This window comes from Streptomyces sp. NBC_00207 (assembly GCF_045160965.1).
Classification (GTDB): Bacteria; Actinomycetota; Actinomycetes; order Streptomycetales; family Streptomycetaceae; genus Streptomyces.
Genome location: NZ_CP130715.1, coordinates 4,286,609 through 4,308,327 on the forward strand (window position 1 = coordinate 4,286,609; position 21,719 = coordinate 4,308,327).

At 72.2% G+C, this 21,719-nt stretch carries 18 protein-coding genes; 13 read left to right on the forward strand and 5 right to left on the reverse strand.

Annotated elements, in window-relative coordinates; translation table 11 throughout:
• Positions 1-35 precede the first annotated feature (35 nt).
• The 6 genes from OG472_RS20225 to OG472_RS20250 all read left to right on the forward strand — a co-directional run bounded on the left by OG472_RS20225 (position 36) and on the right by OG472_RS20250 (position 5,719).
• Complete coding sequence (locus OG472_RS20225) at positions 36-446, forward strand: hypothetical protein (protein WP_405941839.1); 411 nt, start codon at positions 36-38, stop codon at positions 444-446.
• Between the two features lie 122 nt (positions 447-568).
• Positions 569-1,345, forward strand: a complete 777-nt coding sequence (locus tag OG472_RS20230) for a hypothetical protein (RefSeq protein WP_405941840.1) — start codon at positions 569-571, stop codon at positions 1,343-1,345.
• Positions 1,336-1,830 (forward strand): hypothetical protein, encoded by a 495-nt coding sequence (locus tag OG472_RS20235; protein ID WP_405941841.1) that lies wholly within the window; start codon positions 1,336-1,338, stop codon positions 1,828-1,830. The genes OG472_RS20230 and OG472_RS20235 overlap by 10 nt, the downstream gene beginning before the upstream one ends.
• 12 nt (positions 1,831-1,842) lie before the next feature.
• Positions 1,843-2,250: a hypothetical protein gene (locus tag OG472_RS20240; RefSeq protein WP_405941842.1), complete on the forward strand. Its 408-nt coding sequence runs from the start codon at positions 1,843-1,845 to the stop codon at positions 2,248-2,250.
• A gap of 43 nt (positions 2,251-2,293) precedes the next feature.
• Positions 2,294-3,076, forward strand: coding sequence for an SDR family oxidoreductase (locus tag OG472_RS20245; protein WP_405830591.1), 783 nt, complete (start codon positions 2,294-2,296; stop codon positions 3,074-3,076).
• Positions 3,077-3,127: 51 nt separating this feature from the next.
• Positions 3,128-5,719: a bifunctional FO biosynthesis protein CofGH gene (locus tag OG472_RS20250; RefSeq protein WP_405830592.1), complete on the forward strand. Its 2,592-nt coding sequence runs from the start codon at positions 3,128-3,130 to the stop codon at positions 5,717-5,719.
• A 61-nt stretch (positions 5,720-5,780) separates the two neighbouring features.
• Here OG472_RS20250 and OG472_RS20255 read toward each other — a convergent pair whose 3' ends face one another.
• Complete coding sequence (locus OG472_RS20255) at positions 5,781-6,866, reverse strand: tyrosine-protein phosphatase (RefSeq protein ID WP_405830594.1); 1,086 nt, start codon at positions 6,864-6,866, stop codon at positions 5,781-5,783.
• A 1,653-nt stretch (positions 6,867-8,519) separates the two neighbouring features.
• Between OG472_RS20255 and OG472_RS20260 the strand changes: the two genes are divergently transcribed.
• From OG472_RS20260 to OG472_RS20270, 3 genes are all read left to right on the forward strand, one after another.
• Positions 8,520-9,611 carry an ADP-ribosylglycohydrolase family protein gene (locus OG472_RS20260; RefSeq protein WP_405943196.1) on the forward strand — a complete coding sequence of 364 codons (1,092 nt, stop codon included), beginning with the start codon at positions 8,520-8,522 and terminating at the stop codon, positions 9,609-9,611.
• Positions 9,612-9,722: 111 nt separating this feature from the next.
• On the forward strand, positions 9,723-10,583 hold the full coding sequence (locus OG472_RS20265; protein WP_405941843.1) for a TIGR03619 family F420-dependent LLM class oxidoreductase: 861 nt from the start codon (positions 9,723-9,725) through the stop codon (positions 10,581-10,583).
• A gap of 67 nt (positions 10,584-10,650) precedes the next feature.
• On the forward strand, positions 10,651-11,340 hold the full coding sequence (locus tag OG472_RS20270; protein ID WP_405941844.1) for a hypothetical protein: 690 nt from the start codon (positions 10,651-10,653) through the stop codon (positions 11,338-11,340).
• 104 nt (positions 11,341-11,444) lie between these two features.
• On the opposite strand, the gene OG472_RS20275 is transcribed toward OG472_RS20270, so the two are convergent.
• Complete coding sequence (locus OG472_RS20275; protein ID WP_405941845.1) at positions 11,445-14,315, reverse strand: hypothetical protein; 2,871 nt, start codon at positions 14,313-14,315, stop codon at positions 11,445-11,447.
• Between the two features lie 98 nt (positions 14,316-14,413).
• Positions 14,414-14,944: a hypothetical protein gene (locus OG472_RS20280; RefSeq protein WP_401608409.1), complete on the reverse strand. Its 531-nt coding sequence runs from the start codon at positions 14,942-14,944 to the stop codon at positions 14,414-14,416.
• A gap of 269 nt (positions 14,945-15,213) precedes the next feature.
• Here OG472_RS20280 and OG472_RS20285 point away from each other — a divergent pair, with 269 nt between their 5' ends.
• The gene (locus OG472_RS20285) at positions 15,214-15,612 is read left to right on the forward strand and encodes a VOC family protein (RefSeq protein WP_405941846.1); all 399 of its coding nucleotides are present in this window, start codon (positions 15,214-15,216) and stop codon (positions 15,610-15,612) included.
• Positions 15,613-15,642: 30 nt separating this feature from the next.
• Here the strand turns inward: OG472_RS20285 and OG472_RS20290 are convergent, their stop codons facing one another.
• Together OG472_RS20290 and OG472_RS20295 are read right to left on the reverse strand one after the other, a co-directional pair.
• On the reverse strand, positions 15,643-15,921 hold the full coding sequence (locus tag OG472_RS20290; protein ID WP_401608405.1) for a hypothetical protein: 279 nt from the start codon (positions 15,919-15,921) through the stop codon (positions 15,643-15,645).
• Between the two features lie 141 nt (positions 15,922-16,062).
• Positions 16,063-17,628, reverse strand: a complete 1,566-nt coding sequence (locus OG472_RS20295) for an APC family permease (protein WP_401608402.1) — start codon at positions 17,626-17,628, stop codon at positions 16,063-16,065.
• A 312-nt stretch (positions 17,629-17,940) separates the two neighbouring features.
• Here OG472_RS20295 and OG472_RS20300 point away from each other — a divergent pair, with 312 nt between their 5' ends.
• From OG472_RS20300 to OG472_RS20310, 3 genes are all read left to right on the forward strand, one after another.
• Positions 17,941-18,627: a hypothetical protein gene (locus OG472_RS20300; RefSeq protein WP_405830603.1), complete on the forward strand. Its 687-nt coding sequence runs from the start codon at positions 17,941-17,943 to the stop codon at positions 18,625-18,627.
• Between the two features lie 94 nt (positions 18,628-18,721).
• Positions 18,722-19,810: a DNA alkylation repair protein gene (locus tag OG472_RS20305; protein WP_405830605.1), complete on the forward strand. Its 1,089-nt coding sequence runs from the start codon at positions 18,722-18,724 to the stop codon at positions 19,808-19,810.
• A 54-nt stretch (positions 19,811-19,864) separates the two neighbouring features.
• Entirely contained in the window at positions 19,865-21,703 is a 1,839-nt protein-coding gene (locus tag OG472_RS20310; protein ID WP_405830607.1) for a hypothetical protein, read from the forward strand.
• Positions 21,704-21,719 lie beyond the last annotated feature (16 nt).

Here is a 21,719-nt window from a genome sequence, read left to right on the forward strand (position 1 = left end):
CGTTTCCCCTGCGGAGACCGGATCAGAGGAAACAGATGAGCAGCAGCGAAAGCGCCTGGCAGGAGACCAGCGAGGAAATGCACTCCCTCTGGAGGGACGTGTTCAACAGCGAGGCAACGACCACCGACCTTTCTGCGCTCTGCCCGTCCTGCCGGCACAAGGATCTGCATCGATGGTTCGTGCTCGAATCCGCAAAGCCAAGGACCGTACTTGGCGTGGAGCACGCCGGCCGTGGACGGGTCTGGGAATGGTGCGGCACCTGCCATACCTTTGAGCACTACATGGATGGATTCGTTCCCACTTGGTGGGCAGAGCCCTACCGTGTCGATGCCGCCGAGCTTCGGTACGACCCCGGCCCTGTCGAAGCCGCTCGCCTCCGACACGACAGGCAGGAACGCCGATCCAGCGGAGGCGGCGTTCCCGGCGAAGCGGTACCTGGCGAATGAGCGCCTCTCGGGGGAACCTCCGAGACGGATTTTCGCATCCTCGCCTCGAAGGAGATCGTTCCGATCCTCCAGGCCATTGAGGATGCAGCGCCCAAGGCGTCGGCGTGAGGCGGGAAGGTGACATGGCGAGCTTCACGGGGCTGCTCGGGACCGATTTCGACGGGCGGCGCACCGACGATGTGGATGACGTGATCTACGGGGGCTACGACCATGCCGAGCACCGGGGGCGCGTGCCCGGGCTCGTCCGGCTGCTCGGTGACGTGTCGGCAACGGACCGCGAGAGGTATCTGGCCTGCCTGACCCTCGTGGCCTGGGGTGAGCCCGTGGGATACCAGACGGTCCGGGAGGCGACCCTGGACCCGCGGGCCACGCCTTGGTACGAGCTGCTCATCGACCGCAAGTTCTCCGTGGACAGCAGCTACGGGCAGTTCTCCGCAGCCGCCGCCGACAGCCGGGAGCTGGCCGAGGAGAAGGGGTCATCGGAACTCCGAGTGGAGACCTTCCGTTCGCTGATACGGATAGCCGACCGCGAGTACTTCGAGGAGAAGCTCGGGGACTACCTGGACGAAGCCGTGGTGCGGGCCTGTATTCCCGACATCCGCGCCGTCATCGGCCGAGGCCTCGGGTCCATCGCGGCGGGGGTCCCGTTCCGGTTCGACGTCGCGACGCAGCTCGTCGATCTCGCCAACTCGGTTGTCGTCGTCGACGAGGAAGGGGCCGTGGAGCTCGTCCTGCGGATCCTGCGGGCCGCCCCGGCGGGCCGCACCATGGCCCATGCCGTCGCCGCGGCGCACCGGGCCAAGGGGCCGGCCGGGCAGGTGCTGGCCGGTCATCTGTACCGCAGCGGCAACGCGCACGTACGGGCCCTACTCGAGGAGGGGGGCGTCGCATGGAGATGAATCGCTCGATGGCCCGTCTGCTGGGCCGGGTCGACACGGAGGGCGTCACCCCGGACGAAGCTCCTCCGGGGTTTCTGCGGATCGCGGAAGGCGGCTGGGAGGTCGCCCCGAGCGGAGCGCACGTCCTGTCGGCACTGAAGTCCGCTCCGCCGGGACCGTTCTCGGACGTGGTGCACGAGGAGTACACCGTCAACGGTCGCGGGATGACGGACTACGACCTTCCGGCCTCCGGGGAGGAGCGGGAGACGAGGCTGTTGCGGCGCTGCGTGGCGTACGCGAGCAGCGCTCTCCTGCGTGCGGACGCACTCCGCTCGACCGTGGAGATCTCCGCCTACATCTCCCTGTCCTACGGCGGCCTGGCCGACGACCACCTCACGGCGAACGTCACCTTCTGCGGCGACCACCCGGGCGTACGGCCCTATGCGGCCGACCTGGAGGCATTCGCCACCGAATCCATCCTCAAGCTCCGGCGCACGGGTCTGTGATGGTGGTGACCCATGGATGACGAACCCGTAAGCCGCCCGAGGCAATGGAGGACCGCCGGTGAGGTTCCCGAGGGTTCGGGAACCGGCCGGCAGTTGGGCCTCCTGCGGAGGCTGTCCCGCGCCGAGATCGAGCCGGAGAGATTCGCCAAGCAGTGGTTCGACGCCCGCAGGGAGGCCCTGCGGGAAGGCGAGCGCATCGGGGAACACCTCGGCCGAGCACTCGATCAGGTCTTCTACGCCTTGGACGACTACCCGATCGACCCGGCCTTTCGGGAGGACGGAGACACCACCGACGCGGAGCTCCTCGGCATCGTCGACCGGACGCTCGCGTGGATCGCCGCGGCCGGGGACCGGCGGCGGCCCCCGCCCCCGCCATTCAGCGGATCCCCACCCCTTCACACCGCCGCGCCCGCGCCGTAGCCTGACGCACCGTCAGATACGCCGTGCCGTCCGGAGGTCCGTCATGCTGTTGCGAGGGAAGACCGTCATCGTCTCCGGCGTCGGGGCCGGGCTCGGGCATCAGGTGGCTGCCGCCGTCGTACGGGACGGGGGGAATGCCGTGCTCGGGGCGCGGACCGAGGCGAATCTCGCCAAGTCCGCCGCCGAGATCGACCCCGAGGGGGTGCACACCGCGTACCTGGCGACCGACATCGGCGACGAGCGGCAGTGCGAGGCCCTCGCCGAGCTGGCCCGGGCGCGGTTCGGGGGCGTGGACGCCGTCGTGCACGTGGCCGCCTGGGACTCGTACTTCGGGGGGCTGGAGGACGCCGACTTCGGGACCTGGCAGCAGATCCTCGACGTCAACCTGCTGGGGACGCTGAGGATGACCCGGGCCTGCCTGCCCGCGCTCAAGGAGCGCGGGGGATCCGTGGTGATCATCGGGACGCAGTCCGCCGTGGCCGCGCCCAACGAGGTGCAGCAGGCCGCCTACGCCGCCTCCAAGGGGGCCCTGACCTCCGCCATGTACTCCATGGCCCGTGAGCTCGGCCCCCACCGGATCCGCGTCAACACCGTGCTGCCCGGCTGGATGTGGGGCCCGCCGGTGCAGGCGTTCGTCACCTTCACCGCCCACACGGAGGGCGTTCCGGAGGCCGAGGTGCACGGTCGGCTGACCCAGCGCATGGCCCTGCCCGATCTCGCCACCGACGGGGACGTCGCCGACGCCGCCGTCTTCTTCGCCTCCGACCGGGCCCGGGCGATAACCGGCCAGTCCCTGCTGGTCAACGCCGGTGAGCTGATGAGATGAGCCACTCCACAGCCACCCCACCGCCGGAACGTCGGATCGTATGCTCGGCCCATGACCACTCCGAGTGACGCTCCGACCGACAACGCGATGCGCCGCGCGCTCCGGCGGGCGCGAGACGGCGTCGCCCTCGACGCGACCGAGGCGGCCGTGCTCCTCCAGGCGCGCGGCGAGGCCCTGCGGGACCTCGCCGCGTCCGCCGCACGCGTAAGGGACTCCGGGCTCGCCGCCGCCGGGCGGCCCGGTGTCATCACGTACTCGCGCAAGGTCTTCATCCCGCTCACCCGCCTGTGCCGCGACAGGTGCCACTACTGCACCTTCGTGACCGTGCCCGGCAAGCTCCGCAAGGCCGGCCACGGCATGTACCTCTCCCCCGACGAGGTCCTCGACATCGCCCGCCAGGGTGCGGCGATGGGCTGCAAGGAAGCACTCTTCACCCTCGGCGACCGTCCCGAGGACCGCTGGCCCGAGGCCCGCGAGTGGCTCGACGCGCACGGCTACGACGACACCCTCGCCTACGTGCGCGCCATGGCGATCCGCGTCCTGGAGGAGACGGGGCTGCTCCCGCACCTCAACCCCGGTGTCATGTCGTGGTCCGACCTCCAGCGGCTGAAGCCGGTCGCGCCGAGCATGGGCATGATGCTGGAGACCACCGCCACCCGCCTGTGGTCCGAGCCGGGCGGCCCCCACCACGGCTCCCCCGACAAGGAGCCAGCCGTACGGCTTCGGGTGCTGGAGGACGCGGGGCGTTCGAACGTCCCCTTCACCACCGGGGTGCTGATCGGGATCGGCGAGTCGTACGAGGAGAGGGCCGAGGCCTTCTTCGAGCTCCGCCGGATCCAGCGCAGCTACCACGGCATCCAGGAGGTCATCGTCCAGAACTTCCGCGCCAAGCCGGACACCGCCATGCGCGGCATGCCGGACGCGGAGCTGGAGGAGCTGGCCGCCGCCATCGCCGTCGCCCGGCACATCCTGGGCCCGAGCGCCCGGATCCAGGCCCCGCCGAACCTGGTGGACGCCGAGTACGCCCTGCTCATCGGCGCGGGCATCGACGACTGGGGCGGGGTGTCGCCGCTGACCCCCGACCACGTGAATCCCGAGCGTCCCTGGCCGCACATCGAGGAGCTGGCCGAGCGCACCCGGGCCGCCGGTTTCGAGCTGCGCGAGCGCCTCACCATCTATCCGGAGTTCCTGCAGCGCGGCGAGCCGTGGCTGGACCCCCGCCTGCTGCCGCACGTACGGGCGCTGGCCGACCCGGAGAGCGGGCTGGCCGACGAGTCGGCCACCGTCGAGGGGCGGCTCTGGCAGGAGCCCGACGAGGGGTTCGTCGCCTACGGGCGCACCGATCTGCACGCCACCATCGACACCGAGGGCCGCACCGGCGACCGCCGCGACGACTTCGACCACGTCTACGGCGACTGGGAGGCGCTGCGCGAGGCGGCGGCTCCCGGGATGGTGGCCGAGCGCATCGACACCGATGTGCGCGCCGCCCTCGCCCAGGCCGCCGACGATCCGACCGGGCTGACCGACGCGCAGGCGCTCGCCCTGCTGCACGCGGACGGCCCGGCCCTCGACGCGCTGTGCCGGATCGCGGACGACCTGCGCAAGTCGGTCGTGGGCGACGAGGTCACCTACATCGTCACGCGGAACATCAACTTCACGAACGTCTGCTACACCGGCTGCCGTTTCTGCGCGTTCGCCCAGCGCCGCACGGACGCCGACGCGTACACGCTGTCGCTGGACCAGGTCGCGGACCGGGCCGCCCAGGCCTGGGACGTCGGCGCGGTCGAGGTGTGCATGCAGGGCGGCATCCACCCGGACCTGCCCGGGACGGCGTACTTCGACATCGCGCGCGCGGTGAAGGAGCGGGTCCCCGGCATGCACGTGCACGCCTTCTCCCCGATGGAGGTCGTCAACGGGGCCACGCGGACGGGGATGTCCGTACGGGACTGGCTGGCGGCGGCCAAGGAGGCCGGGCTGGATTCCATCCCGGGCACGGCCGCGGAGATCCTCGACGACGAGGTCCGCTGGGTGCTCACGAAGGGGAAGCTGCCGACGGCGGACTGGATCGACGTCATCACGACGGCGCACGAGCTCGGCATCCGGTCCTCGTCGACCATGATGTACGGGCACGTGGACCAGCCGCGGCACTGGCTCGGCCACTTCCGCACGCTGGCCCGGATCCAGGAGGCCGCACGGTCCAAGGACGTGGGCGGCTTCACGGAGTTCGTCACGCTGCCCTTCATCCACACCAACGCACCTGTGTACCTGGCGGGCATCGCCCGGCCCGGCCCGACGGTCCGCGACAACCGCGCGGTGACGGCGATGGCGCGGCTCCTGCTCCACCCGCACATCACGAACATCCAGACGAGCTGGGTGAAGCTGGGTGCGGAGGGCGCGGCCGAGATGCTCCGCTCCGGCGCCAACGACCTGGGCGGGACGCTGATGGAGGAGACCATCTCCCGGATGGCGGGCTCGAGTTACGGCTCGTACAAGTCCGTGCAGGACCTGATCGCCGTCGCCGAGGCGGCCGGGCGGCCCGCGAAGGCCCGTACGACGCTGTACGGGGAGGTGCCGCGGGAACGGCAGGACGCGGCCCGCGCCTCGGACGGGCACCTGCCGGAGCTGCTGCCGGTACTGGACTGACGGCGGCGCGCGGGCCCGGCCGGTGTGGCGTCCGGCCGGGCCCGCGCGCTCATGGCGGCGGTCAGCCGACGAGCAGGTCCTTCTTGAGCCGGCGCAGCTCGCGGGAGTCGATGCCGAGGCCGTCCTTCAGGTACCGGTCGAAGGAGCCGTACTCCGCCTTGACCTCGTCGTAGCCGGAGTTCAGGTACTCGGGGCGCACGTCGAGCAGCGGCTTGTAGACGGCGGCCTGCTGCGGGGGCAGGTGGGAGAGGACCGCGTCGTTGGCGGCTTTGCGGTAGTCGTTGCTGGCCAGGTAGTCGGCCATGACGGTCTCGCCCGGTACGCCGAGGGCGGTCAGCAGGGAGGCGTTGGCCCAGCCCGTGCGGTCCTTGCCGGCGGTGCAGTGGAAGAGGACGGAGCGGCGGTGGCCGTCGCTTATCCCGTCGAAGACCTGGGTGTACGCCTTCTTGCCGCCGTCGCCGCTGACCATCGCCTTCTCGGCGTCGACCATGGCCTTGACCGCCTCGTCGGGGGTCTTCGGCAGGGTCCGGAAGGAGCCGGAGCCGGCGAAGACGTCGGCGACGACGTAGGTCGCGCTGGCCGGGACCTTGTCGGCGTCCTTGGTGCGCTCGTCCTGCATCCGCAGGTCGAAGACGGTCTTGACGCGCAGGCGCTCCAGCTTGGCCAGGTCGTTCGCGGTCAGCTTGTTGAGGGCGTCGGAGCGGTAGATCTCGCCCATCTTGACCCACTGGCCGGTGGTGGTGCGGTAGCCGCCGGCGTCACGGAAGTTGACCGCTCCGTCCAGCTTGACGAGGCGGTCGGCGAGGCGCAGGCTCCCACCGCGCTCCGGGTTGAACTCGAACCACTGGCGGTCGGCGGCGGGCAGCCCCGTGACCACGGCACGGCCCTCGGCACCGCCCTTGGCGACGACCTTGCCGTTCGCCTTGATCTCGACCCGCCTGGTGCCCCGGGCCTTCCACTGCAGGGTGAAGGAACCGTCGGCAGCGGCGGTGACGGTGGCCTCGGTGAAGGGGATGGCGGAGCGGTCGTTCTGGTGACCGGCCCACGGGAGGTGGTCCAGGCCGGAGGCGGTGGCGGAGGGAGCCACGGCCAGGGAGGCGGTGAGTGTGGCGGCGACGGCGGTCGCGGCGAGGAGGGCCTTCTTCATGCGTTCGAGGCTCATCGGCCCCGGAGAACGTCGGATGAACGAGGTGTGGCCGAAACCAACCGGCTCGAAGGCAAGTGGCAAAACGTGCCACGAGCCAAGCGGCGGCTGGAAGTATTCGCAATCTGGCCGTTCTCCGATCACTTACGGGCCTCTCGGCGAACCACTTCCGGATTCGATCGAAGTTGTCTACTACAGTGCGGGTTTCGCATGCGCGGCGGATACGAGTGCAGTGCCGGGCGCGGGCGTCGGGTGAAGTGGTCAGCGGGGGGCGCGTTTCCGGGGGTGGACGAAGTGATCGGTACGAACGGCGGGGCGCATGCACCTGGGGTGGGCCCTGCAGCAACCGCCGGGCCGGCGCCGGACCCCGGAGCCGTGGCAGGACCCGGAGCCGGATTCCTGCACGGGTTCGTCGCCGGGCCGGGAGCCGGAGCCGCGCCTGCGGCCGGACCGGGATACCCGGGCGTACCCGCAGCACCGATGGCCGGCAGCGGACCCGCGACAGGCCCCCTGGCCAGATTCCCGGCCGGACCCCCGCCCCTCGCCGCACCGATGGTCGGCTACGAACCCGCGGACGGGACCGCCGACGTTGCCGCGACAGGACCCCTGGCCGAGGTCCCGCCCTTCACCGCAGCCGAGCCCGCGGCTCACCCCGTAGCCGGCTTCACCGCCGGGCCCGGGTTGGGAACCGCACCCTTCGGATACGTGCCCGCAGCCGAACCCGCAGGGCAGGGGGCGGGCTTTGCCTCCGGATACGTGGGCGTACCCGTCGCGCCGATGGCCGGCTGCCAACCCGCGGACGGGACCGCCGTCGGAGCCGCGGCAGGACCCCTGGCCGGGGTCCCGGCCGGACTCCCGCCCCTCGCCGCACCCACCACCGAGCCCGTGGCTTGCCCCGCAGCCGGCTTCGCCGCCGGGCCCGGGATGGGAATCGCCCCCTTCGGGCACCTGCCCGCACCCGCTGGCGCAGCCGGACCGGCGGGCGAACTCGCCGCGCCGATGGTCGGCTTCGAACCCGCGGACGGGACTGCCACCGGAGCCGCGGCAGAACCCCTGGCCGGGGTCCCGGCCGGACCGGCACCCGTGCCCCCGCCCCTCACCGAGCCCTCGGTGGGCCCGGCGGCCGGGTTCGTCGCCGGGCCGGGAGCCGGAGCCGCGCCTGCGGCCGGACCGGGACACGCCGGACACCCACACGGACACGGGCCCACGTACGATCCCGCAGCCGGACCCGCAGGGCAGGGGGCCGATGCCGAGCCAGGGCCTGTGGCCAGAACCCCGGCCGGACCGGGACCCGCACCCGCACCCGCACCCGCCGTAGCCGGACACGCCGGACACGGGCCCCGGTTCGCCGCAGGGCCCGCGGCCGGTGCCGGATCCGGAGTGAACCCCGTGGCCGGTGACGGGCACGCCGGGCAGGGGACGGGCCCCGTAGCCGGCAGCGGACACCCTGCCGCACCCGCCGGCGGCGACGGCACCGCAGGGCAGGGGGTGAGTCCCGGAGCCGGACAGTCGGCCGGACGCGCCGCGCCCACGGGCGGACCCGGGCACGTGCCCGCGCCCACCGCCGCAGCCGGACCCGCAGGGCAGGGGGCCGAGCCCGCCGCAGGCGAGGGGCGGACGCTCGGGCGGGCCGTCGTCACCGGGCTCTGGGGGCGCATCGAGCAGCAGGACTTCCGCGGACGGGTCCGCGGCACGCTCCTCGGCTCCGCGCTCGGGGACGCCCTCGGCGCCCCCCTCGCCGGCCTCACCCTCGACGGCATTCGCGAGGCCCACGGCCCGGACGGCCTGACCGCGCCCGCGCCGGCCGACGGCCGCCGCGGCCGGGTGACCGCCGCCACCCAGCTCACCCTCTTCACCGTGGACGGGCTGATACGGGCCCACGTACGCCGGGACACTGGCGCCTGGCACCCGCCCACCGACCTCCACCGCGCGTACCTGCGCTGGGCCGCCACCCAGAACGACTGGGGCCCCGACGAGCGCCGCAAGGACAACGGCTGGCTCGCGCAGGAGGAATGGCTCTACGCCCGCCGCAGCCCGGACCGCGCCTGCCTGACCGGCTTCGCCGACGAAGCCGTCGGCACCCTCGACCAGCCGAAGAACCCCGCCGCCCGCGACGCGGCCGCCGCCGCCCGCTCGGCCCCCTTCGGACTGCTGGTCGGCTGGGAGCCGGCCCTCGTCCTCCAACTCGCCGTCGAGTGCGCCGCGCAGAGCCACGGCCACCCCACCGCCTCCCTCTCGGCCGGCGCCCTCGCCGTCATCGTCCACGGCCTGACCCGCGGCGACTCCCTCGACTCCGCCGTCCAGCGCACCCTGGGCCTGCTCGGCGCCCGCCCCGGCCACCAGCCCGTCACGGACGCCCTCCAGCGCGGCCTGTCGGCCGTCACGCAGGGCTCGCCGGGCCCCGGAGCCGTCGAAACCCTGGGCCGGGCGGCCGACGGCCCCGACGCCGCGGACGCCCTCGCCGTCGCCGTCTACTGCGCGCTGGTCGCCGAGGACGTCGCGCACGGCCTGCGCCTGGCCGTCAACCACGGCGGCGACTCCACCGCCGTCGGCGCCCTGTGCGGGGCGCTGCTCGGCGCCCTGCACGGCGAGACGGCCCTCCCGGCCGCCTGGCTCGCCGAGCTGGAAGGCCGCGCCACGCTGCTGGAGATCGCCGACGACTTCGCCTTGGAGATGACTCAGGGCCCGTCCCTCCACAGTCCGACGGAGGCCTCCCCCGGCTGGCTGGCCCGCTACCCACGAGGCTGACGCACCGCAGGCGTACGGCCGAAGCACGCCCCCGCCGTCTGACGCACCCTCAACAATCGCGGGTCCAGCCCGTACCGTTGCGGGTCCCACGTCTCGGAGGTGCCAGAACCCATGCGGATCGCCACGACCATCTTCCTCACCGACCGCACCATCTCCCCCGTACGCCTGGCCCGCAGCCTGGAGGAGCGCGGCTTCTCCGGCCTCTACCTCCCGGAGCACACCCACATCCCGGTCGCCCGCGACACCTCCGCCCCGATGGGCGGCGAACTCCCCGAGATGTACGGGCGCACCCTCGACCCCTTCGTGGCCCTCGCCCAGGCCGCCGCCGTGACCGAGCGCCTGCACCTCGGCACCGGCATCACCCTCGTGGCCCAGCACGACCCGATCGACCTCGCGAAGCAGGTCGCCACCCTGGACCACCTCAGCGGCGGCCGGCTCACCCTGGGCATCGGCTACGGCTGGAACGTCGAGGAGGCCGCCGACCACGGCGTGGAGTGGCACACCCGTCGCGAGCTGGTCCGCGACCGCATGGCGCTGATGCGCGCGCTGTGGGCCCCGGAGCCCACGGCGTACGTCGGCCAGTACTGCTCCGTCCAGGCCAGCAGCGCCCACCCCAAGCCGGTCCAGCCCCCGCGCGAACTCGGCCCCGGCGCCCCCCTGCACGGCCCCCGCACCCTGATCGGCGGCGCGGCCGGCCCGAAGCTCTTCGCCGCGATCGCCGACCACGCCGACGGCTGGCTCCCGATCGGCGGCCGCGGCCTCACCGAGTCCCTCCCGGTGCTGCGCCAGGTATGGGAGACCGCCGGACGCGACCCCAAGTCCCTCCAGGTGGTCCCGTACGCCGTCCAGCCCACCCCCGGCAAGCTGAGCCACTACGCCGACCTGGGCATCGAGGAGGTCGTCCTCCAGCTCCCCTCCGAGCCGAAGCCGCAGGTGCTGCGCACCCTGGACGAGTTCGCCCAGTACCTCTGAACGCGCCCGCCCGGCCGCTGCGTAGGCTCGACCGGACTGCCCGCGGCGGACCGGAGGAGAGAGCGACATGGACACGGCCGGCACGGCCCGGACATCCGGGCCCCTGGGGAAGGCCGCCCCCTCCGGGGCCCGGCGCACACGGAACTCCCTGTTCTGGGCCGCGCTCATCGCGGGAGGGGGCACGCTGGGCGGCTTCGTCTCCCAGTTCCCGTACGGCCTGTTGTTCGTAGGCGTGCTCATCGTCCTCGCCGCGGCCGGACTCGGCGCGGGCGTCGCCGGCACGTTCTGGAACCGGGCGGGAGCCGCCACCCTCGTGGGCTTCGGCACCATGGCGCTCGGCGTCTTCGCCGGGTCCAACCTGAACGAGTCCTACCTGAAGCTGCTCGGCGAACGGGTGGACGCGGTGGTGGTGGAGTCCCGCGAGTACACCAACTCCAAGGGAGACTCCCGCTTCTACTGCCGCGTGGTCGAGCCCTCGGGCGAGAGCCACGAGCTCGACGCCATCCACCACTGCTACGCACAGGTGGCGCCGGGCGGGCACGTCGTCCTCTTCAAGGACCGGCTCGGCGGCCTCGACCCGTGGATGGAGACCTCCGGCAGCCGCGCCCTCGACCCGCTGGGCCTGGGCATCACCGGCGGTCTGTTCCTCCTCATCGGCGGCACGATGTTCACCGCCGGTCAGCGCCGCCGCTCGGACCAAGAGATCGCCGAGCTGCGCCGCCGCAGGTACGGCCCGCCCCGGCGGTCCCGCGAGTAGCCCGGCGAAACCCCTTCGACGGCTGCGGACCGCAGATGACGAAGCGACAGGGCCTCCCCGGCTTTCCGGGGAGGCCCTGTCGTGTTCCGGCGACTGGTGGAGCCCTACGACGTGTAGTAGCCGGCCACGTCAGCGATGAGGTCGACGGATCCGGCGTTGTTGTAGAAGCTGACCTTCCCGTTCACCACGGGAACGACCACCAGGTTCGGGATCGTCTGCCCCGCCGTGAAGTTCAGGTTCGACGCACTCGTCCGCGTCGTCCCATTCGGGTACACCGACACGTAGCTGCCTTCGGTGGGGTCGGTGGCCGTGACGTTCAGAACGACCGCCGTCACCCCCGACGCCGGAATCCCGGACGTACCCGCGACCTGCAAGGTCACCGTTCCACCCTGACCCACCTTCGCCTTCGGCACACCGAGACCGCCACGCGTGTCCATCAGGCGCGTCGGCGTGATCGGCTTGTACGTGGAACCCGAGCCATCCGTCGTGTAGTAGCCGGCCACATCCGCGATGAGGTCGACCGAACCCGCGTTGTTGTAGAAGCTGACCTTCCCGTTCACCACGGGAACGACCACCAGGTTCGGGATCGTCTGCCCCGCCGTGAAGTTCAGGTTCGACGCACTCGTCCGCGTGGTGCCGTTGGGGTACACCGACACGTAGCTGCCTTCGGTGGGGTCGGTGGCCGTGACGTTCAGAACGACCGCCGTCACCCCCGACGCCGGAATCCCGGACGTGCCCGCGACCTGCAAGGTCACCGTTCCACCCTGACCCACCTTCGCCTTCGGCACACCCAACCCACTACGGGTGTCCATCAGGCGGGTCGGCGTGATCGGCTTGTACGTGGAACCCGAGCCATCCGTCGTGTAGTAGCCGGCCACGTCAGCGATGAGATCGACCGAACCCGCGTTGTTGTAGAAGCTGACCTTCCCGTTCACCACGGGAACGACCACCAGGTTCGGGATCGTCTGCCCCGCCGTGAAGTTCAGGTTCGACGCACTCGTCCGCGTCGTCCCATTCGGGTACACCGACACGTAACTGCCCTCGGTGGGGTCGGTGGCCGTGACGTTCAGAACGACCGCCGTCACCCCCGACGCCGGAATCCCTGCCGTACCGGCGACCTGCAAGGTCACCGTCCCGCCCTGACCCACCTTCGCCTTCGGCACACCCAACCCACTACGGGTGTCCATCAACCGCGTCGGCGTGATCGGCTTGTACGTGCCCTGGCCGGAGCCCGCGGGCGGCGTCACCGTCAGCGTGCCCTGTGCGTACCGGGAGTTGAGCGCGACGACGTTGATGTTCCAGATGCCGGCGGGTGCCGTGCGCAGGTCCACGGTCGCCTTCAGCGTCCGGGCGTCGTCGGAGACCGAGACGGTCGTGGCCGTCAGCGGTGCCGGGCCGCCGGTCAGCTCGACGGTGGTGTTCATGCCGAGCGCCGTGCCCTGCACGGTGAGGGTGGCGACCGTGCCGCTCTGCGCGGTGGTCGGCGTGACCGTGCCGACGGACAGGTCCTCGGGGCCGCAGGGCGCGTTGGTGCAGACGAGCTCGGCGCGGTAGGCCGTACGGCTCTCCCGTTCCGGCAGCGCGAGCACGAACAGGCTCTGGTCGGTGGCCTGGCAGTCGTACGGGGACGAGGTGCCGCTACAGAGGTTGCTCCAGGCCTTGTTGTAGAGCGTGGGCTCCGGGGTGGCGGTCCCGCCGTCCGTGGCGGTGATGTCGGCCCTGAACCGGTCTCCCGAGACGCTCGACAGGACGGCGCACGTGCCGGTGCGCTCCTCGGAGAGGGTGCCGGTCAGCGGGCCGTACCCGTACGCCACCGATCCGGACCGCGCGCACTCCGGCGCGGGGCCGGCGGCCGTGGCGATGCGCCAGGCGTCGAGGCGGTAGGAGCCGGGGAGGGACCAGCCGTCCGGGACCTGGGTGATGACCTGGTAGCCGGTCGAGCCGGTGACCGTGCACGCGGAGGTCTTCTGGTGGCAGGCGATGCCGCCGGCGTCGTCCATGACCAGGGTGTGGGTGCTGTTGTGGGCGTCCCGGACGTTGACGCGCAGCCGGTCGGTGGCGGCGGCCGTGGTGATCCGGTGGCAGCGCAGGGAGCCGTTCTGGCCGGACGTGCCGGTCGTGGCCGGGGCGCCGACCGCCGTCGCGGCGGAGGCGGCGCAGCCCTTGGCAGTGGCGGTGACGTCGCGGCGGTCCAGGGTGTGGGTGCGCGGGACGTTCTGGCCCGCCACGAGCACGGTGTACGCCTTGCCGGCGGTGAAGGAGCAGCTGGTGAGGCCGTCCGTACGGATCGGCTGGCCCGGGGCGGGGTGGGTGTAGCAGGAGGGCCCGTCGCCATCGGTGTCGATCAGGCTGATGGCCCAGTCCGGGCGCAGGTCCAGGTCGTCCGGGTAGGCGTAGCGGATCCGGAGGAGTTCGTCCGTGGAGTGCGCGCCGGCCGGGATGGTCAGGCAGTGCGAGAAGACACCGTTGCCGGTCTCCAGCCGCACGGCGCCCGCGTCGTCGGCGAAGCTCGCCGCGGGCAGGACCTGGCAGCCCGCCTGGAGTACGTCCGTACGGACGAAGTGGACGCCGTACGGACCTGTCGCGGCGGCGTCGTCGGCGTGCACCAGCGCACGGAACGGCGCCGTTCCGGTCAGGGCGCAGGCGCCCTGGACGAGATCGCCGGTGGTGCACTGTGCGGTGCCGTTCCGGTCGACCACCTCGACCTGGACGGTCACGCCCGCTCCACCGCGCGAGGTGAGGGCTGCGATCCGGGCGCCCTGCGGGCTCGGCAGCTCCAGGCAGTGCGTCTGCCCGGCCGTGGTGAAGTTGCCCGCGTACCGCCCCTCGGCGACGCCGACGCAATCCTCGGCTGCCGGTGCGGCCTGAGCGGCGCTCACCGGCAGGAGGACCGCGGCGAGGACGGCGAGGACGGCGAGCAGACAGGTCACTGCGGTGGAAATCGGGCGTCTCTCGGACGCCGAAGCGATTGGCATGAACCCCCCAGGGTGATGTGCGACGAGTGATCGTCGCACACCCCCTCCACCGCGGTCCGAGGTTTATTCGGCGCTCGCCGTCGCCCGCGGAAGGGCCGCTAGCTCATCAGCGGCGAGCCGACCAGCTGCCAGGTGATGGGGCCCTTGTTGTCGCCCTCGATGTCGTAGACGACCGTCGCGTCGCCGGACCACTGCTTGCTCGGGTCCAGGGTGGCCGAGGGGGTCAGACAGGCGAAGGCGCCGTTGGGGGCCGCGTTGATGTTGGCCGTGAGGTCGCAGGTCTTGCTGGTGACCACGACGTCGGTGCCGCCCGGCGCACGGCTCTCCAGCCGCGCCGTCACCTTGAACGAGGTGTAGCGCTTGCTGGTCATGTCGGACTGACCGTCGTTGATGAAGCCCCAGTTGACGGTCGCCTTCCCGCGGACCTTGTTGTCCGGGAGGGCCTCGACGCAGGTCGGCGCGCTCAGCTGCGCCTCGGGGATGATGCCGGGCATCGCGTCGATCCGGGCGTTGGCGCCGGCGGCCGAGCAGGTCTGCGCCGCGCTGGCGGACTGCGAGACGGAGATGATCCCCGAGAAGGCGACTGCGGCCGCGGCGACCGCGGAGGCGCGGAAAAGGTTCTTGTTCATGACGAGTCTCCCCCATGTGAGTGGGGGCCGATCTTAAGCGGCCACATTCGGCCTGAAGAAATCCTTTTCGCAGGTCAGACCCTGTGTGGCCGATAATCGCCCCTCGCCTGGACCGAGGGGAAGCGGCGCCGGAACCGTGCCGCGCAGGCGCCAGCACGGTCCCTGCGTGCAAGCGGAATACGGACACGGCGAGGCAGGGCAATTACTGGCCAAAGCTTCGCCGTGGCCGGAGTTCCCGTGCCCCGGCCGGGTTTCGTACGCTGCCCGGCATGATCGATTCACGCACCCACGTCCGCGTCGCCCGGCCCTCCCTCGACCTCAAGGCCGCCGAACGCTTCTACGTCGACGGACTCGGCCTGGAAGTGCAGTGGCGCACCACCGGGAGCGCCCCCGGGGAGCACGACCTTCTGATGGTCGGTCCGGCGGGGGGCGGGTGGCACTTCGAGCTGACCCGTGACGCCTCGAACCCGATCCTGCCCGCGCGGACCGTCGACGACCTCTTCGTGGTCTATCTCGGCGAGACGCCCGACGAGGCCCTGGTCCAGCGGCTCGTCGAGCACGGCGGGACGCGCGTCACCGCCCACAACCCGTACTGGGAGGAGTGGGGGGTCACCATCGAGGACCCCGACGGCTACCGGCTCGTGCTCTGCTCCCGTACCTGGGGCTGAGCGGCCGGGCGCGGACCGGCCGAGCCGGGGTCACTTGACCGACGGGGTCCTGGGGAGGTGGTCCAGGGGCGCCTTGAGGGAGGCGTCCGTGGCCCCCGTGGCGGTCCCGGCGGCGGAGGTGGTCACCGCGACGGCCGTCTTCGCGTCCTGAACGGTCTGGGCCGGGTGGTCGACGATGTCGACGACGCGGCCGACGACCGGGGGTGCCTGGGCGGGCGCCTCGTCGGCGTGCGCGGCGACGGGGGTGAGGGCAAGGGCGGCGCCGCCGGTGACGACCAGGGCGGCGAGGGTGCGCTTCATGGCGTTCATGCCCCGCCCAACGACTCCCCCGCACCCGTGGTCACCGCCCGCGTCCACCGGGAACGCCGGCGGCCCCGGATCGGGGGGACCGGTCCGGGGCCGCGGGGATGACTCGGCGGGTGGTGCGCGGGGCGCGCGGGAGGGGGGTGGTCAGTCCTCGACCACCAGGGCCGGGGTGGACTTCGTCAGGACCTCGCCGCGGAAGAAGGCGGGGCTGCGGCGCTCGGTGACGAACATGACGACCAGGCCGAGGGCCAGCAGGCCGACGCCGATGACGAAGACGTTGCCGACGCCGAGGCCCGGGATGGTGGAGCCGGAGCCGTAGGACGGGTCCCAGGCGTCGTAGAGGGTCTTGAAGAAGACCGCGGCCAGCAGCAGACCGCCCAGGACCGGGAAGACGCCCTTGAAGAGCAGGTCGCGGGTGGAGCGGCGCAGCTCGGCGCGGAAGTACCAGGCGCAGGCGAAGGCCGTCAGTGAGTAGTAGAAGCAGATCATCAGGCCGAGCGCGAAGATCGTGTCGGTCAGGACGTTCTCGCTGACCAGGGTCATCACCGTGTAGAACGCGCCGGTGGCGACGCCCGCCATGACGGTGGCGCGGCCCGGGGTCTTGAACTTCGGGTGGACCTTGGCGTAGGAGGGCGGCAGGGCCTCGTACGTCGACATGGCGAGGACCGTGCGGGCCACCGGGATGAAGGTGGTCTGCAGGGAGGCGGCGGCGGAGGCCAGGACGGCCACGAAGAGCAGGATGCCGAGGACCGGGCCCATCACGGGGCCGGCGAGGGCCGCGAAGACGTTGCCGGAGGTCTCCTCGTTGGCGAGGCCGAGGCCCTCGCCGCCGGAGCCGACGGCCATCTGGGCGGCGACGCCGGTGGCCAGGTAGGAGCCGACCAGGACGACCATCGCGATGAGCGAGGCACGGCCGGGGGTCTTCGTGGAGCCGGTGGTCTCCTCGTTGGTGGCCAGGCACGCGTCCCAGCCCCAGTACATGAAGATCGAGAGCGAGAGTCCGGCGGTGAAGGCCGCCATGGACTCGACCGCGAAGGGGTTCATCCAGGACCAGGAGAAGTCCAGGCCGGTGTCGAAGGTGCCGGCGGAGGCCTTCTGGAAGGCCATCGCGACGAAGATCGCGAGCACGAGGAGCTGGAGGCCGACCAGCGCGTACTGGACGCCCTTGGTGGCGGTCATGCCCCGGTAGCTGATGGCGGTCGCGACGGCGATCAGCGTCAGGCAGGTGGTGATGTGGACGAGCTTGTTGTCGTCCAGGGCCGCGATCGACTCGTTGCCGGTGATCTCGCCGGCCAGCAGCCAGAAGTACGAGGTGGCGACGCCCGCGAGGTTGGAGAGGACGATGATCGTGGCGATCACCAGGCCCCAGCCGCACATCCAGCCGATCCGCGGGCCGAAGGCCTTGACGGTCCAGGTGAAGGAGGTGCCGCAGTCCGGCATGGCCTTGTTGAGCTCGCGGTAGGCGAAGGCGACCAGGAGCATCGGGAGGAAGCCGGCGAGGAAGATGGCCGGCATCTGCAGGCCGACCTCGCCGGCGGTCGAGCCGAGGGTCGAGGTCAGGCAGTAGACGGGGGCGACGGTGGAGATGCCGATGACGGCGCTTCCCACGAGGCCGACGGAGCCCTTGCCGAGGCCCTTGCCGCGAACGTCGCCCTCGGCGACGCCGCTTACCGTGTCTCCGGCCCGAGGCCGAACGTCCAGCTGAGTCATGAGTCAGGACGTTAGATGGTGCGTTTTCCACATCTGGAGGATCGAAGTCCGGAATCCGACCACCTCGAACGCCTTCGAATCCCGAGGTCCGGACCGTTCACAAACGCTTAATACAAGGTTCATCTCTCCCTCGAACCACGCTTCAGCAGGCTCCCGGGGAAAGCTTTCGGCATGCGGAAACCGCAGCCATGTCCGTTTTGAGCGTTTTCAAACTTTCCCGTGCGAGTTTTCCGCCACCTGGTTTGCCGCGGACATGATCACCGCCCTAGAGTCGCCGCCGTTCAAGGTCATTTACCGGGGGATACAGCACACATGCGTTTCAAGCCACTGATCATCACCGTCACGGCCGCCACGGCCCTGCTCTCGCTCACCGGCTGCGGAGGCGGCGACAACCCGACGCTCGGCGGCATCGGCGGGGATTCCGTCGCGACGGGCGGAGACAACGCCTACAACGGCACCGGCGACGGCGGCCCCAACGAGGGCACGCTGGAGAACCCGACGAAGAACGGCGGCGTCAACGGCAACGCCCCCAAGGACGGGACCGCGTTCCAGAAGCTCCCCAAGGCGGCGACCATGGCCGCCGCGGCCCGCTTCGTCGACCGGTTCACCGACTGCGACCCGATCAAGCCCATCACCCCGGGCAGCAGCGGATCGAGCACGGGCCCGGACGAGAAGTTCATCAAGTCCGCCACCGTCATCGAGCGCGGAGGCTGCGACGGCGGCCGCACCACGATCTACATGATCAAGGACGCGAAGGCCTTCCAGACCGCCTTCAAGGCCGAGACCGCCGCGCACGGCGGGAACCCCAACGGCGGCATCGTGATCGGGCAGGACTTCGCCATGGGATCCGTGGACTCGGACTCCATGAGCGCCCTGCTGAAACCGCAGGCCGGACTCCTGATGCTGAACTGCCACGAGGGCTTCACCGCACCGAGCGGCTACCGGAAGGAACCGGCCCTGGTGAAGGGCTGCGTCCTCACCGACTACTACGTGGACTGAGCGGGCGCCCCGGCACGACCGGGCTTCCGGGCGCGGCGGCGACCGCCGCGCCCGGAAGCCCCCGGACCGGGCCGGCATCCGCAAGACTGTCCCCATGCCCACGGCCGATGAGCTCCTCAGCGCGGAAACCGTCAGCACCCTGGCCCGGCTGCTCGCCCGGGCGGGCGGCCGGGCGTCCTCGCCCGCCCTGCGCGCCCGCGCCGGCGCGCTCGACGGACTCACGTTCAGCGGGCGCGTCGGCGCCGTCCGCGACGCCGTGCTCGCCGACCTCCCCGAGGACTGGCCCGGCTTCGAGGCCGTCGTGCGCACCGCCCTCGCCGACCCCGGCTTCGAGGGCTGGATGACCTTCCCCGTCAACGAGGCCGTCGCCGTCCGCGGGCTGGAGGCGTTCGAGCCCGGGCTGGCCCTGCTGCACGACCTCACCTCCCGGCTGACCGCCGAATCCGCCGTACGGCCCTTCCTGCGCGCCGACCCGGCCCGCGCCCTGGCCGTCGTACAGAAGTGGACGGACGACCCGGACCCGCACGTACGGCGCCTCGCCAGCGAGGGCACCCGGCCCCGGCTGCCCTGGGCCCCGCAACTGCCCGCCTTCGTCGCCGACCCGCGCCCGGCCCTGCCGGTACTGGACGCCCTCTACCGCGACGAGTCCGAGTACGTCCGCCGCTCCGTCTCCAACCACCTCAACGACATCAGCCGCGACCACCCCGCCCTCGCCGTCGAGACCGCGGCCCGCTGGCTGGCCGGGCCCACGGGCACGACGGACCGCGTCGTACGGCACGGCCTGCGCACCCTGATCAAGGCCGGGCGGCCCGAGGCGCTGACCCTGCTCGGGCACTCCCCCGACGTGCCGGTCACCGTGCGCGGGCCCGAGGTCACCACCCCGCGGGTCGCCGTCGGCGAGTACCTCGTCTTCGACTACGCGGTCACCAACACCGGCACGCTCCCGGCCGAGCTCGTCGTCGACTACGTCGTGCACCACACGAAGGCGAACGGCACCCGCACCCCCAAGGTCTTCAAACTCCTCACCCGCGCCCTGGCCCCCGGCGAAACCCTCGGCGGCACCAAGCGGCACTCCTTCAAGCCGATCACCACCCGCCGCTACCACTCGGGCGAGCACCTGGTGCAGCTCCAGGTCAACGGCCGGGTCCGCGGCGAGGCCGGATTTTCGTTGGACGCCGGATGATCACTGCGGCATGCTGCCCGTCATGACCTACGGAATCGAGTCCCACCCCGCCCGATGAGCGTCCGCGACGAGCGCGAGCCGCTCGCCCCCCGGACGACGTCCCTGTACGACTACGCCCTCTTCCGCCACGGCATCGAGCCGGACGGCCGGGTCCCGCGCCGCGGCTACCCGCTGCCCGAGGGATCCCCGCCGGAACCCGGCCGCCCGCGCCTGACCTGGAAACAGGTGCAGGCCGAAGTGAGGGCCGCGCTCACCCCCCTGCTGGCCGACCCCGACCCGGTACGGGCCGCCGAGGCCGTCCACCGGTGGGCCGACTCGCTCGACCTGCCCTCCCGCACCCTGCAGGCGGCCGCCGCACTGCTGCCGAGCACGGACGACGAGGACGCAGCCCGGCGCACCGCCCGGCAGCTGACCCGTACCGGCACCACCCCGGCCGCCGTCAGCGTCGGCCTCGGCCTCCTGACCCGCCTCGGCGAACCCGAGGACGTGCCCTGCCTGAAGGTCCTCGGCATGCTGAGCAGCTTCGCGCCGGCGGCTGCCGACGCGCTCGACCCGCTCGACCGGCAGGCGGCCGCCCTGCTGGCCCTCGCCTACCGCAGCAGGGACGACGCGCTGACCCCGCTGATCGACGCCGCCGCCGGCGGCGACCAGGAAGCGGTGCGGACCGCGCTGATCGGCCTGGCGGACCAGCCACGGGTGATGTGGCTCGGCCGGCGGATCGCCGAGGCCGCGGACCTGCACGGGCTGCTGCGCGCCCGCCCCGTGGACCCCGAACTCCTGGCCCTGACGGGCCGCCTGCTGCACCGGATGTCCCGTGACGTGGGGCGCCGGGCCGAGATCCTCGACTACCTGCCCGCGAGGTCCGTTTACGCGCACTTCGTCGGGTACGCCGACCGGCTGCCGCCGACCCCGGAGCTCCACGAGCTGCTCCTCTCGATCGCCCTCGACCTGCACAGCGGGCCGGCCGCACTGCTGAACTGGCGGCCCCACCGGCGGGAGGCGCTGCTCGGCGGCCTGGAGCGGCTGCTGGCCGGGCCCGCGTGGGCCCTCGCGCCCGACGCACCGCCCGGGAGCGAGGGCACCGCTCCGGCAGTGGAGCGGCGCCGCGCGGACTGGATCCGGCGTACCACCCGCAAGCCGTTCGCCGGTACGTCGGCCACGGACCCGCACCCGCGCTGGGAGGTGGTCGTGGTCCACGACGCCGCGGATTCGAACTCCGTCGAGACCCGGATCCTGGTGGACGGGCTCCCGCTGCTGCCCGCGCTGTTCGCGAAGGGACCGGGCCTGCCTCCCGAGTCCCTGGTCGACGGCGGCGAACTGCGCGCCGGACCGGAGCCCCGGGAGGTGCAGCTCGCCGAGGCGGAGTGCACCGAAGGCTGCTGCGGGGCGCTGTACGTGACGGTCCGCCGGGACGGCGACGAGGTCGTGTGGGACGGCTGGCGCGGGGCGGTCGGACCGCCGCCACCCGCGTACCGCTTCGACGCCGCCGCCTACGACGCCGAGGTCGACCGCGCCGAGCGGGACCACTCCTGGTGCTGGCCGGCCCGGCGCACGGCACGGCTGATCGCCGCCGGTCTGCGGGAGCGGCCGGAGCTGCTGCGGCGGTGGGACCTCGGCCTCATCTGGGTCGGGACCGACTGGGGTGAGCCGCACACGACGGTGGCGCGGTTCGTGTTCTCGCCCCCGGGCGGCGCCGAGGACCCGCACGGGCAGCCGCTGCGGCTGTACTTCGACTGGCGGCTGCCCGACGAGGACGACGTCCTACCGCAGGAGCGGGCGGCCGCCGCGCTGGAACGGATCGCGAGGTCCGACCCGAAGGGCTTCGCCCAACTCCAGCGCGGCAGCAGCGAACTCGCCGCGTCCCTCGGCTACAGCTGGGGGCAAGCCGGGTAGGCAGGCAAGTCCGGGG